Origin of the sequence: Mycobacterium fragae (assembly GCF_002102185.1) — a bacterium.
Lineage (GTDB): Bacteria > Actinomycetota > Actinomycetes > Mycobacteriales > Mycobacteriaceae > Mycobacterium > Mycobacterium fragae.
Genome location: NZ_LQOW01000031.1, coordinates 256,272 through 268,159 on the forward strand (window position 1 = coordinate 256,272; position 11,888 = coordinate 268,159).

Here is an 11,888-nt window from a genome sequence, read left to right on the forward strand (position 1 = left end):
CCCGTGCTGACGCGGCACAAGGAAGGTTAGGCGTGGCACGCGATTACTACGGTCTGCTCGGCGTGAGCCGAAACGCGAGCGATGCGGAGATCAAACGCGCCTATCGCAAGCTCGCGCGGGAACTGCATCCCGACATCAACCCCGACGAGGCTGCCCAGGCGAAGTTCAAGGAGATCAGCGTCGCCTACGAGGTGCTCTCCGACCCGGAGAAGCGGCGCATCGTCGACATGGGCGGCGACCCGCTGGAGAACGCCGCGATGGCAAACGGATTCCCCGGCTTCGGCGGGCTCGGCGACGTGTTCGAGGCGTTCTTCGGCGGCGGGTCCACCTCCCGCGGTCCCATCGGACGGGTCCGTCCGGGCTCGGACTCGCTGCTGCGGACGCGGCTGGACCTTGCCGAGTGCGCAACAGGGGTCAGCAAGCAGGTCACCGTCGACACCGCGGTGCTGTGCGACCGCTGCCAGGGCCGCGGCACCAACGGCGATTCGGCGCCGGTGGCCTGTGACACCTGTGGTGGTCGTGGGGAGGTGCAAACCGTGCAGCGCTCGCTGCTCGGCCAGGTGATGACGTCACGCCCGTGCCCCACCTGCCGCGGCGTCGGCGAGGTCATCCTCGACCCGTGCTACCAGTGCGGCGGGGACGGCAGGGTGCGCTCGCGCCGGGAGATCACTGTGAAGATCCCTGCGGGCGTCGGTGATGGCATGCGGGTCCGGTTGGCCGGCCAGGGCGAAGTCGGGCCCGGCGGGGGACCGGCGGGTGATCTCTACGTCGAGGTCCACGAGAAGGCCCACGACATCTTCGTGCGTGACGGCGACGACCTGCATTGCACGATCTCGGTACCGATGGTCGACGCCGCCCTGGGCACCACGGTGACGGTCGACGCGATCCTGGACGGGCTCACCGAGATCACCATCCCCGCGGGCGTGCAGCCCGGTTCGGTGACGACGCTGCGCGGCCATGGGATGCCGCATCTGCGGTCCGGAACGCGGGGCGACTTGCACGTGCACGTCGAGGTCGTGATCCCGGACCGCCTCGACAATCGCGATATCGAACTGCTGCGCGAGTTCAAGAGCCGCCGTGACCGCGACGTACCCGAAGTGCGCTCCACGCACGGCGCCGCCACCAGCGGGTTGTTCAGCCGGTTGCGCGAGACGTTCACCGGTCGCTAGCCCGCACATGGCGGCGCCGCTGTTCTATGTCGACACGCTGCCCGAAACCGGTGCGCTGGCCGTCGTCGGCGGCGACGAAGGCTTTCACGCCGCGACTGTGCGCAGGATCCGCCCCGGCGAAGAGCTGCTGCTCGGCGACAGCGCCGGCGGCCTGGCTCGCTGCATAGTCGAGCAATCCGGCCGCGACGGGCTTTCCGTGCGGGTCCTCGAGCGCTGGAGCGTCGAGCCGCCGCAGCCGTCCGTGACCGTCGTGCAGGCCCTGCCCAAGGCTGAGCGCTCCGAGTTGGCCGTCGAGTTGGCCACCGAGGCGGGCGCTGACGCGTTTGTGGCCTGGCAGGCGGCGCGCTGTGTCGCGCGGTGGGACGGTGCGCGAATGGAGAAGGGTCTGCGCCGCTGGCGCGCGGTGGTCCGCTCTGCCGCGCGGCAATCACGTCGCGCCCACATCCCGCCGGTCGAGGGCGTGCTGTCCACCACTGCGCTCACCCACCGGGTTCGCGACGCGGTGGCGAGCGGGGCGATGGTGCTGGCGCTACACGAATCGGCAACCGATAGGTTGACGGAACTCAGTGTGGCACAAGCGAACTCGTTGATGTTGATCGTCGGTCCCGAGGGCGGCATTGCCCCCGATGAGATCACGGCGTTGACCGACGCGGGTGCAATCGCGGTGCGGCTGGGCTCGACGGTGCTGCGCACGTCGTCCGCCGCTGCGGTGGCGTTGGGCGCGCTGGGGGTGTTGACGGCGCGCTGGGAGTAGCTGGCGGTGATGGCGTGAGATTGCAGTCAGGGCTGTTGATCCACGGGCAACCACAACCCTGCGTGCAATCTCACGGTGGAGGATCCTGTCGAGTCTTGTTGGCGCGCAGGTGGTGCCACCCCAAGCCGGCCCATACTGCCGCGACCATCCCATCGATCACGCCCACCCGGACCCGACGACGATCGGCCGCCGCCAGCCCAAACGCGGTCAGCGAGTGCACCGCATCCACCCAGACGCCGGCCGCCAGGATCTCCGGTGTGGGATTGACTCCCGACAACGATGCCTGGACAAGTTGGCGTGCACCCAGGATGCGGGTGACGGCGAGCGCCTTGCGGTCGACATGCACAGCCCGCACTGCGGTCAGCACAGCACGCGGGGCCGTCAACAACAGCGCACCCCATCCCGCGCGAACGAATTCCAGGTACCGGATCGTCATCACTTCAATGTTCCCGCCGCCGTCGACGGTTATGCGCATGAGATGGCAGCCGAAGTGCGACGCTTGCAGGATGGTCAACAAAACCTACGATCTGAGCGCGATCTTCGACGAGCATGTCGCCGACGAGTTCGTCGCCGAGGACGTTGCGGCGACCATGGCGACGATGACCGCGCAGCCGTACGTCAACCACGTGCCCACGATGATGGGCGGGGTCGGCGCCGACGCACTGGCGGATTTCTACGGCAAGTACTTCATCGGGCATTGGCCCGCCGACACCAGAATCATCCCGGTCTGCCGCACGGTCGGCAGCGACCGCGTGGTCGACGAGATGATCATGTCGTTCACCCACGACATCCCGATGCCGACGTTCCTTCCGGGCGTGGCGCCTACCGGGCGCACGGTGCTGCTTCCGGTGGTGGTCGTGATGGGATTCGAGGCGGACAAGGTGGCCTACGAGCGGATCTACTGGGATCAGGCGTCGCTGTTGGTGCAGGTCGGTTTGCTGGACGAGAAGTCGCTGCCGGTCACCGGCGTAGGCCAGGCCGAGAAGGTCCTCGACAAGGATCTACCAGCCAATACGCTGCTACAGCGCTGACCTGTCGGGGTCGCGGCGGTAGACTTTAGAACCTGAACCGCTGAACAGACCGCAGAAAGCAGGCATCAGAAACCACGTGACGCCCCGCGAGACCAACGCTGCTGATTCATCGTCATCTCAGGTACGCAGCAGCATCGATGTTCCGCCCGACCTCGTCGTGGGCCTGCTGGGTTCCGCCGACGAAAACCTGCGCGCACTGGAGCGCATTCTTGCCGCCGATCTGCATGTGCGCGGCAACGCCGTAAGCCTCTCCGGTGAGCCCGCCGACGTCGCGCTCGCCGAGCGGGTGATCTCCGAGCTGATCCCGATCGTGGCCAGCGGGCAGCCATTGACGCCAGAAGTAGTGCGCCACAGCGTCGCCATGCTGGTCGGTACCGGCAACGAGTCGCCGGCCGAAGTGCTGACCCTGGACATCTTGTCGCGCCGCGGCAAGACCATTCGACCCAAGACCCTCAACCAGAAGCGCTACGTCGACGCCATCGACAACAACACCATCGTGTTCGGGATCGGGCCAGCTGGCACCGGCAAGACGTATCTGGCCATGGCCAAAGCGGTCAACGCACTACAGACCAAGCAGGTGGTTCGCATCATCCTCACCCGCCCTGCGGTGGAAGCCGGTGAGCGCCTTGGCTTTTTACCGGGCACACTGAGCGAGAAGATCGACCCATACCTGCGCCCGCTCTACGACGCGCTCTACGACATGATGGACGCCGAGCTGATCCCCAAGCTGATAGCCTCCGGCGTGATTGAAGTTGTGCCACTGGCATTTATGCGCGGTCGCACGTTAAATGATGCGTTCATCATCCTCGACGAGGCGCAGAACACCACCGCCGAGCAGATGAAGATGTTCCTCACCCGGTTGGGATTCGGCTCCAAAGTGGTTGTCACCGGCGATGTTACGCAGATCGACCTGCCGGGTGGCGCGCGGTCGGGGCTGCGGGCGGCGGTTGACATCCTCGAGGGCATCGACGACATCCATCTCGCGGAGCTGACGAGTGTCGACGTGGTGCGCCATCGGCTGGTTTCCGAAATCGTGGACGCCTACGCAAAATACGAAGAGCCCGGCCTGACGATGAACCGGGCCGCGCGGCGGGCATCGGGTGTCCGCCACCGCCGGTGAGCGTGTCATGAGCATCGAGGTCGCCAACGAGTCGGGCATCGACGTCTCCGAGGCCGAGCTGATCAGCGTCGCCCGGTTCGTCATCGCGGAGATGGAGGTGAATCCGGCTGCCGAGCTGTCGATGCTGCTGTTGGACTCCGCCGCGATGGCCGACCTGCACATGCGTTGGATGGACCTGCCCGGCCCCACTGACGTGATGAGCTTTCCGATGGACGAGCTCGAGCCGGGCGGCCGCCCCGATGCACCCGAGCCCGGCCCGGCGATGCTCGGCGATATCGTGCTATGCCCGGAGTTCGCCGCCGAGCAGGCGGCTGCCGCCGGTCATTCGCTCGGTCACGAGCTGGCGCTGCTGACGATTCACGGTGTGCTGCATCTGCTGGGCTATGACCACGCCGAGCCGGACGAGGAAAAAGAGATGTTCGCTCTGCAGCACCGGCTGCTGGAGGAGTGGGTCGCCGACCAGGTGGAGGCCTACCACCAGGATCGCCAGAGCGAGAAAGACCGTCGGCTGCTTGACAAATCAAGGTATTTCGACAATTAGAGCGAGCGCTTGGAGGTCCTGCGATGATGCGTTTCGTCGGTCATCTGGCGGCCGGAGTCGCGGTCGTGTCGGTTCTGATGGCGGCTGCGACGGTGGCGACGCCGGGGGTCAGCTCGGCGCAATGCGACCCCAACTGGTCGCGCAATGTATGGACCAACGAGTGCAAACCGCCACCGCCACAGCCAGAGTGGTGGACACCCCCACCGCAATACGCGCCGATCTGGGCGCCGCAGGACATCCCTCCGCCTCCTTCACCGGCGCCGGGGGCGCCGCCGCTGCACCCGGTGTGGGATCAGGCCCATCAGCAATGGGTCTGGATTGGGATCTAAACGCGGCCCCGGGGCGCTTCGGCGGTGTGAAACCTGGCAAAAGGTGGTGAATTGGACGGGTCCGCTCCGCTACTCGCCGCAATTGTGCTGATATGCCTGGGCGGGCTGTTCGCGGCGACCGATGCCGCGATCAGCACGGTATCAATGGCCCGCGTCCACGAACTGGTGCGTGACGGGCGGCCGGGCGCGGTGCGGCTGGCCAAGCTGATGTCCGACCGGCCCCGCTACATCAACTTGGTTGTGCTGCTACGGATCACCTGTGAGATCACCGCAACCGTGCTGCTGGTGGCTTTCCTCCACGGTGAGCTCGGCTGGGAGTGGGGGCGCATCGCCGCCGCCGTGATCATGGTGCTGACCAGCTTCGTCGTCATCGGCGTCGGCCCGCGTACCCTCGGCCGGCAGAACGCATATTCGATTTCGTTGGCGGCAGCCCTTCCGCTACAAGCGATTTCGCTACTGCTGATGCCGATCAGCCGACTACTGGTGCTACTCGGTAACGCGCTGACCCCGGGCCGGGGATTCCGCAACGGACCTTTCGCATCAGAGATCGAGTTACGCGAAGTGGTCGACCTGGCACAGCAGCGCGGCGTGGTCGCCGCCGACGAGCGCCGCATGATCCAGTCTGTCTTCGAACTCGGCGATACCCCGGCCCGCGAGGTGATGGTGCCGCGCACCGAGATGATCTGGATCGAAAGCGACAAATCGGCCGGCCAAGCGACATCGCTGGCCGTGCGCAGCGGCCATTCCCGCATCCCGGTGATCGGCGAGAACGTCGACGACGTCGTCGGCGTGGTGTATCTCAAAGACCTTGTCCAGCAGACGTACTACTCGACCAACGGCGGCCGGGACACCACTGTGGGCGAGCTGATGCGTCCAGCGGTGTTCGTGCCGGACTCCAAACCTCTGGACACGTTGCTGCGGGAAATGCAGCGCGACCGCAACCACATGGCGTTGCTGGTCGACGAATACGGTGCGATAGCCGGGCTGGTGACGATCGAGGACGTGCTGGAGGAAATCGTCGGTGAGATCGCCGACGAGTACGACCAAGCCGAAATAGCACCGGTAGAAGAACTGGGCGACAACCGCTTCCGGGTATCGGCGCGGCTACCGATCGAACACGTCGGCGACCTGTATGGCATGGAATTCGACGACAACCTCGACGTCGACACGGTTGGCGGACTGTTGGCCCTGGAGCTGGGCCGCGTCCCGCTACCCGGCGCGGAGGTGGTATCACACGGGTTGCGGCTGCAAGCCGAAGGCGGCCCCGACCATCGCGGGCGGCTACGGATCGGGACGGTATTGCTGAGCCGCGTCGACTCCGACGGTCAGGAGGTCACCGGTGGCAGCTGAGCCGCTTGACGCCGAAGACACCAAGCTGGTGGTGCTGGCCCGCTCTGCGATGGCGCGTGCGGAGGCCGGCAGCGGAGCCGCTGTGCGTGACGTCGACGGCCGCACGTACGCCGGTGCGCCGGTGAACCTCTCGGCGCTGCAGCTGACCGCTTTGCAGACGGCGGTGGCCGCGGCGGTGTCCAGTGGGGCGGCCGGGTTGGAGGCGGCCGCATTGGTCGGCGGCTCGGCCGATGACGCCGGCATCGCCGCCGTCCGCGAAATGTCCGGCACGGCGGTGGTCATCATCACCGACCGCGAGGGCAATGTGCTGTCGTGACCGCGGCGAACGCTGAATTCCATTCCGGCTTCGTATGTTTCGTTGGCCGGCCCAACACCGGGAAATCGACGCTGACCAACGCCCTGGTCGGCACGAAGGTCGCCATCACGTCGAGTCGGCCGCAGACCACCCGGCACACCATCCGCGGCATTGTGCATCGGGAGAACTTCCAGATCATCCTGGTCGACACTCCGGGGCTGCACCGGCCGCGCACGCTGCTGGGCAAGCGGCTCAACGACCTGGTCCGTGACACCTACGCACAAGTGGACGCCATCGGCCTGTGCATTCCAGCCGACGAGGGGATCGGTCCGGGGGACCGGTGGATCATGGAGCAGATCCGTTCCATCGCACCCGCAACGACACTCGTCGTCGTCGTCACCAAAATTGACAAGGTATCCAAGGACAAACTGGCCGCACAGCTCGCCGCAGTCGGCGAACTCGTCGGCAGCCCCGACGGTCGGCAAGCCGAGATCGTGCCGGTCTCGGCAGTGACCGGTGAGCAGATCGACGTTCTGATCGACGTCCTCGCCGCCGCGCTGCCGCCCGGGCCGGCGTTTTATCCCGACGGGGAGCTCACCGACGAGCCAGAAGAGGTCCTGATGGCCGAGTTCATCCGGGAGGCCGCCCTGGAGGGGGTCCGTGACGAACTGCCGCATTCGCTGGCGGTGGTGATCGACGAGACCACTCCGCGCCAGGGTCGCGACGACCTGATCGACGTGCACGCCGTCCTCTACGTAGAGCGCGACAGCCAGAAAGGCATCGTGATCGGCAAGGGCGGCACACGCCTTCGCGAGGTGGGCACAGCCGCGCGCAGCCAGATCGAGAAGCTGCTGGGCACCAAGGTCTATCTCGACCTACGAGTCAAGGTCGCCAAGAACTGGCAGCGCGATCCCAAACAGCTTGGCCGACTAGGCTTTTGAGATCATCGCGTGGGCTCCAGCCCACCCGTGTCCAGCGACGTGCCGGTGCCGGTGTTCCACCACACCTGCGGCTGCTTGGCCGCCCAGCCGCTGAGCGCCTCCAGCTCGGCCGCCAGCGAGACCAGCAGCGGCTCGCTGTTGGCCGGTCCCATCAACTGCACACCGATCGGCAGACCCTCGGAGGTGAACCCGGCCGGCACGTTGATCGACGGCCACCCCAACAGATTCCACGGCCAGGTCACCGGGCAGGCGGCGATCATCACGCGGTCGGTGCCCAGGCCGCCCAACTTGTCGAACGCATGCACCGGCGGAGGCGGCTGCGCGGTCGTCGGCGCCAGCACCACGTCCACGATCCGGAAAATCGAGCCCACCCGGCGCTGGTCGGCGGCCTCGTGCGCGCGAGCGGCGCGCAGCACCGACTCCGAGAGCAACCGTCCCATCCGCAAGTTGGACATCGTCCGCCGGTCCAGGGTGACCCCGTCGCCGAGTCGTTCGGCCCAGTCGAGCAGGCCAGAAGTGGAGCGCGACAGGAAGTTCCACGACAACCGCAGCCCGTAGTCCGGGTTGCCCGGCATCACAGTATGGCCGAGCAACCGAAGTTGGTCGGCCACAGATTCCAGCGCCGCCCTGATTTCCGGATGCAGTCGCGCCGGAAACCCGGTGAACGGAAACCGGGTTGACAGCGCGATCCGCAGCGGCCCGGGAGCAATGCCCACGTGGTCGGATACCGTCACCGGCCGCGGCTTGTGCCGATCGCCGTCGACGTTGCCGGATGCGGCATCGAGCACCAACGCCGCATCCTCGACCGTGCGGGCCAGCACGCCATTGACGGTGATGCCGTTGAACGCTTCCGGCAGCGGCCAGGTGGAGATGCGGCCGCGCTGCGGCTTGATGCCCACGAGATGCGTCCAGGCCGCCGGGATGCGGACGCTGCCGGCGCCGTCAGAGCCGATCGCCGCGGTGACCAGGCCCGCGGCCACCGCGGCGGCGCTGCCGCCCGACGACCCGCCCGGTGTGTGCTTGCGCGACCACGGGTTGCGGGTGTGGCCGAACCCGGGTCCGCTGGTGAACGGCCATTGGCCCAGCTCGCACGTGTTGGTCTTGCCGACGATCACGGCGCCGGCCGCTTTCAGCCGGCGCACCACCTCGGAGTCGCTCGTGGCAGGCCGCACAAAGCCCGACGTGCCGAAGGCGGTTGGCACCCCGGCGATGTCGACGTCGTCCTTGACCGCGATCGGGACACCGAGCAGCGGCGCGTCGTCGCCCGCGGCGCGGCGGCGGTCGGCTTCGGCGGCGTCGACCAGCGCCGACTCGGTGAGCACTACCCGGAACGCGTTCAGCGTGGACTGGCTGACGTCGATGGCGTGCAACGAGCGGCGGACCAGCTCGTCGGACGTCACCTCGCCGCTGTTCAGCTGGTAGAGCAGGTCGGTCAGGGTGGGCAGGCGGGAGTGCGGAGGATGCATCATCGGTATCGACATTATCGGCGTGCGATACCGGCGATGTCTCAGCGCGATGACAGACTGGTGTGATGCGGCTCTACCGGGACCGGGCGGTGGTGCTGCGCCAGCACAAGCTCGGCGAAGCCGACCGGATCGTCACCCTGCTCACCCGCGACCACGGACTGGTTCGCGCGGTGGCCAAGGGTGTGCGCCGCACGCGCAGCAAGTTCGGCGCGCGGCTGGAACCGTTCGCCCATATCGACGTGCAGCTGCATCCGGGCCGCAACCTGGACATCGTCACGCAAGTCGTCTCGCTTGACGCGTTCGCCACCGACATCGTCAGCGACTACGGCCGATACACCTGCGCGTGCGCGGTGCTGGAGACCGCCGAACGCCTCGCCGGTGAGGAACGGGCCCCGGCTCCGGCGCTGCATCGGCTCACGGTCGGTGCGCTGCGGGCCGTCGCCGACGGCCGACGACCCCGCGAGCTGGTTCTGGACGCTTATCTGCTGCGCGCCATGAGCATCGCCGGGTGGGCACCCGCGCTGACCGAATGCGCTCGCTGCGCCGCGCCGGGCCCGCATACGTCGTTTCACATCGCCGCCGGCGGCAGCGTCTGTCCGCACTGCCGCCCCGTCGGTGCGGCCAGACCGCCGCTGGGTGTGCTGGATCTGATGTCCGCGCTGCACGACGGCGACTGGGAAGCCGCCGAGGCCGCGCCGCCATCGGCGCGCAGTCAGGTCAGCGGATTGGTGGCCGCCCACCTGCAATGGCATCTGGAGCGGCAGTTGCGAACGTTGCCGCTGGTCGAGCGGATCGACCGGGTGGATCGCAGCTTTGCCTGAGCACATCCGGAAGGGCTTCCCGCAACTGCCCCCGGCGCCCGACGACTACCCGACCTTTCCCGACAAGTCGACGTGGCCGGTGGTCTTTCCGGAGCTGCCGCCGTCGCCGGATGGCGGCCCCCGTCGGCCGCCGCAGCACATCTCCAAGGCGGCCGCCCCGAGGATTCCGGCCGACCAGCTACCCACCCACGTCGCGATCGTCATGGACGGGAACGGCCGCTGGGCCACCCAGCGCGGACTGGCTCGCGTCGAGGGCCACAAGATGGGCGAGGCGGTTGTCATTGACATCGCTTGCGGTGCAATCGAAATCGGTATCAAATGGCTTAGCCTCTACGCCTTCTCCACCGAGAACTGGAACCGTTCCCCAGAGGAGGTCCGCTTTCTGATGGGGTTCAACCGCGACGTCGTACGGCGGCGCCGCGAGAACCTCAACGAGATGGGAGTCCGGATACGGTGGGTGGGCTCGCGACCACGACTGTGGCGCAGCGTGATCAAAGAATTGGCGATTGCCGAGCAGATGACCGCCCGCAACCACGTCATCACCGTGAATTACTGCGTCAACTACGGCGGCCGTGCCGAAATAGCCGAAGCCGCAAGGAACATCGCGCGTGAGGCCGCGGCGGGCAAGCTCAACCCCGAACGGGTCACCGAGGCGACCGTCGCGCGGCACCTGCAACGGCCCGACATTCCCGATGTGGACCTGCTGCTGCGGACTTCGGGTGAGCAGCGGACCAGCAATTTCATGCTGTGGCAGGCGGCCTACGCTGAATACATCTTCCAGGACAAATTGTGGCCCGACTACGACCGCCGCGATCTGTGGGCGGCCTGCGAGGAATACGCGTCGCGCCATCGACGATTCGGCAGCGCCTGATGCCATCGCTGCAGGAGCGGCTGCTGTCGGTACTGGAGGCGGTGCTGCCCGTCGAGGAGGAAGACGACGGCGCGCTGACCGTGCGTCACGACGGCACGTTCGCCTCATTGCGGGCGGTGACCATCACCGAGGATCTCGACCTGGTGTCGCTCACCCAGATCGTGGCGTGGGATCTGGCTCTTACCAAGAAGACTCGCGACCGGGTAGCCGAGCTGGCGCACGGCACCCTGCTCGGCTCGGTGGACCTCGTGGAAAAGATGAGCGAGCCGACCGCCAAGCGCAACTCGGGCAAGACCGCCGACGTGATGCTGCGCTACAACTTTCCGGGCGGCGGAATCAGCGACGACGCGCTGCGCACACTGATCTTGATGGTGCTCGACAGGGGCGCCGAGATCCGCCGCTCGCTCGCGGTCTAGGCCCGGCAGTCCGCGCAGGTCCCGAAGATCTCGATCGTGTGGCTGACGTCGGAGAAGCCGTGTTCGGCGGCGACCTCCGCCGCCCACGTCTCGACCTCGTGGTCGCCGACCTCGACGGTGGACCCACAGCCGCGGCACACCAGGTGGTGGTGATGGTGGTCCGAACAGCGCCGGTACACCGATTCGCCGGTGTCGGTGCGCAGCGTGTCAACCAAGCCCGTCGTCGACATCGACTGCAGCGTCCGATAGACGGTGGTCAGGCCGATGTTCTCGCCGCGGCGCCGCAGCTCGTCGTGCAGTTCCTGCGCGGAGCGGAAGTCGTCGAGCGTGTCCAGCAGCGTCGAGATCGCCGCTCGCTGCCGGGTAGCGCGCTCACCCGCGCGGGTCACAGGCTCTCCTCGCCGGCGTGCGCGACGGCGTCGATCACGATGTGCGCCAAGTGGTGATCGGCCAGCCGGTAGAGCACTTCGCGGCCGGAGCGTTCCCCGGCCACCACACCCGCCGCCTTGAGGATCTTCAGATGCTGGCTGACCAGCGGCTGCGGCACGCCCAGCGCGTCGACCAGTTCGTGCACGCAGCGCTGGGATTCGCGCAACTGCAGCACGATCGCGATCCGCACCGGCGCCGCCAGCGCCCGCAACAACTCGCCGGCGGCGTCGAGGATCTCCCGCGGCGGGGGTGCCGGCAGATCGGCCGTACCGCTGCGCTCGTGGGCGCCGTCGTCGGCGCCGAGGTCGCCGTCGGCCGCCGTGGACATAGCAGGTGACATGTTGATTCCACTGTC

The 11,888-nt window shown here is 67.3% G+C and carries 16 protein-coding genes; 12 read left to right on the forward strand and 4 right to left on the reverse strand.

The features are described from left to right. Positions 1–32: 32 nt before the first annotated feature. Together dnaJ and AWC06_RS19615 are read left to right on the forward strand one after the other, a co-directional pair. Entirely contained in the window at positions 33–1,169 is a 1,137-nt protein-coding gene (gene dnaJ, locus AWC06_RS19610) for a molecular chaperone DnaJ (RefSeq protein WP_085199659.1), read from the forward strand. A gap of 7 nt (positions 1,170–1,176) precedes the next feature. After that, complete coding sequence (locus tag AWC06_RS19615) at positions 1,177–1,923, forward strand: 16S rRNA (uracil(1498)-N(3))-methyltransferase (protein ID WP_085199660.1); 747 nt, start codon at positions 1,177–1,179, stop codon at positions 1,921–1,923. 70 nt (positions 1,924–1,993) lie between these two features. On the opposite strand, the gene AWC06_RS19620 is transcribed toward AWC06_RS19615, so the two are convergent. Continuing rightward, positions 1,994–2,437, reverse strand: coding sequence for a hypothetical protein (locus AWC06_RS19620; RefSeq protein WP_211281998.1), 444 nt, complete (start codon positions 2,435–2,437; stop codon positions 1,994–1,996). On the opposite strand from AWC06_RS19620, the gene AWC06_RS19625 reads away from it, so the two are divergent. The 7 genes from AWC06_RS19625 (at position 2,430) to era (ending at position 7,530) form a co-directional block, all read left to right on the forward strand. Beyond that, on the forward strand, positions 2,430–2,954 hold the full coding sequence (locus tag AWC06_RS19625; RefSeq protein ID WP_085199661.1) for a nuclear transport factor 2 family protein: 525 nt from the start codon (positions 2,430–2,432) through the stop codon (positions 2,952–2,954). The two genes, AWC06_RS19620 and AWC06_RS19625, sit on opposite strands and share 8 nt — an antisense overlap. Before the next feature lie 76 nt (positions 2,955–3,030). Continuing rightward, positions 3,031–4,074: a PhoH family protein gene (locus tag AWC06_RS19630; protein WP_085199662.1), complete on the forward strand. Its 1,044-nt coding sequence runs from the start codon at positions 3,031–3,033 to the stop codon at positions 4,072–4,074. 7 nt (positions 4,075–4,081) lie between these two features. Next, on the forward strand, positions 4,082–4,615 hold the full coding sequence (ybeY, locus tag AWC06_RS19635; RefSeq protein WP_085200060.1) for an rRNA maturation RNase YbeY: 534 nt from the start codon (positions 4,082–4,084) through the stop codon (positions 4,613–4,615). A 23-nt stretch (positions 4,616–4,638) separates the two neighbouring features. Further along, the gene (locus AWC06_RS19640; RefSeq protein WP_085199663.1) at positions 4,639–4,944 is read left to right on the forward strand and encodes a hypothetical protein; all 306 of its coding nucleotides are present in this window, start codon (positions 4,639–4,641) and stop codon (positions 4,942–4,944) included. Between the two features lie 51 nt (positions 4,945–4,995). Next, a complete protein-coding gene (locus AWC06_RS19645) occupies positions 4,996–6,294 on the forward strand; it encodes a hemolysin family protein (protein ID WP_085199664.1) in 1,299 nt (432 codons plus the stop codon). A 49-nt stretch (positions 6,295–6,343) separates the two neighbouring features. Next, positions 6,344–6,610 carry a cytidine deaminase gene (locus tag AWC06_RS19650; protein ID WP_085200061.1) on the forward strand — a complete coding sequence of 89 codons (267 nt, stop codon included), beginning with the start codon at positions 6,344–6,346 and terminating at the stop codon, positions 6,608–6,610. Beyond that, entirely contained in the window at positions 6,607–7,530 is a 924-nt protein-coding gene (gene era / locus AWC06_RS19655) for a GTPase Era (protein WP_085199665.1), read from the forward strand. Before AWC06_RS19650 ends, era begins: the two co-directional genes overlap by 4 nt. A gap of 2 nt (positions 7,531–7,532) precedes the next feature. On the opposite strand, the gene AWC06_RS19660 is transcribed toward era, so the two are convergent. After that, on the reverse strand, positions 7,533–8,999 hold the full coding sequence (locus AWC06_RS19660; RefSeq protein ID WP_227370925.1) for an amidase: 1,467 nt from the start codon (positions 8,997–8,999) through the stop codon (positions 7,533–7,535). 62 nt (positions 9,000–9,061) lie between these two features. Between AWC06_RS19660 and recO the strand changes: the two genes are divergently transcribed. From recO to AWC06_RS19675, 3 genes are read left to right on the forward strand one after another with little or no spacing between them, the layout of a single operon-like run. Continuing rightward, positions 9,062–9,817: a DNA repair protein RecO gene (recO, locus tag AWC06_RS19665; protein WP_085199667.1), complete on the forward strand. Its 756-nt coding sequence runs from the start codon at positions 9,062–9,064 to the stop codon at positions 9,815–9,817. Then, positions 9,801–10,688, forward strand: coding sequence for a decaprenyl diphosphate synthase (locus tag AWC06_RS19670; protein WP_139820140.1), 888 nt, complete (start codon positions 9,801–9,803; stop codon positions 10,686–10,688). Before recO ends, AWC06_RS19670 begins: the two co-directional genes overlap by 17 nt. Further along, a complete protein-coding gene (locus tag AWC06_RS19675) occupies positions 10,688–11,104 on the forward strand; it encodes a hypothetical protein (RefSeq protein ID WP_085199669.1) in 417 nt (138 codons plus the stop codon). The genes AWC06_RS19670 and AWC06_RS19675 overlap by 1 nt, the downstream gene beginning before the upstream one ends. On the opposite strand, the gene AWC06_RS19680 is transcribed toward AWC06_RS19675, so the two are convergent. After that, positions 11,101–11,493, reverse strand: a complete 393-nt coding sequence (locus tag AWC06_RS19680; protein ID WP_085199670.1) for a Fur family transcriptional regulator — start codon at positions 11,491–11,493, stop codon at positions 11,101–11,103. The genes AWC06_RS19675 and AWC06_RS19680 overlap by 4 nt on opposite strands. Then, complete coding sequence (locus AWC06_RS19685; protein ID WP_139820175.1) at positions 11,490–11,879, reverse strand: ArsR/SmtB family transcription factor; 390 nt, start codon at positions 11,877–11,879, stop codon at positions 11,490–11,492. The genes AWC06_RS19680 and AWC06_RS19685 overlap by 4 nt, the downstream gene beginning before the upstream one ends. Positions 11,880–11,888 lie beyond the last annotated feature (9 nt).

What these genes read in the sequence shown, in the direction of transcription:
- AWC06_RS19615 (WP_085199660.1), top strand. Translation starts at nt 1,177, where the DNA reads ATGGCGGCGCCGCTGTTCTATGTCGACACGCTGCCCGAAACCGGTGCG.
- AWC06_RS19625 (WP_085199661.1), top strand. Translation starts at nt 2,430, where the DNA reads ATGGTCAACAAAACCTACGATCTGAGCGCGATCTTCGACGAGCATGTC.
- ybeY (WP_085200060.1), top strand. Translation starts at nt 4,082, where the DNA reads ATGAGCATCGAGGTCGCCAACGAGTCGGGCATCGACGTCTCCGAGGCC.
- AWC06_RS19640 (WP_085199663.1), top strand. Translation starts at nt 4,639, where the DNA reads ATGATGCGTTTCGTCGGTCATCTGGCGGCCGGAGTCGCGGTCGTGTCG.
- AWC06_RS19650 (WP_085200061.1), top strand. Translation starts at nt 6,344, where the DNA reads ATGGCGCGTGCGGAGGCCGGCAGCGGAGCCGCTGTGCGTGACGTCGAC.
- AWC06_RS19660 (WP_227370925.1), bottom strand. Translation starts at nt 8,999, where the DNA reads ATGATGCATCCTCCGCACTCCCGCCTGCCCACCCTGACCGACCTGCTC.
- recO (WP_085199667.1), top strand. Translation starts at nt 9,062, where the DNA reads ATGCGGCTCTACCGGGACCGGGCGGTGGTGCTGCGCCAGCACAAGCTC.
- AWC06_RS19675 (WP_085199669.1), top strand. Translation starts at nt 10,688, where the DNA reads ATGCCATCGCTGCAGGAGCGGCTGCTGTCGGTACTGGAGGCGGTGCTG.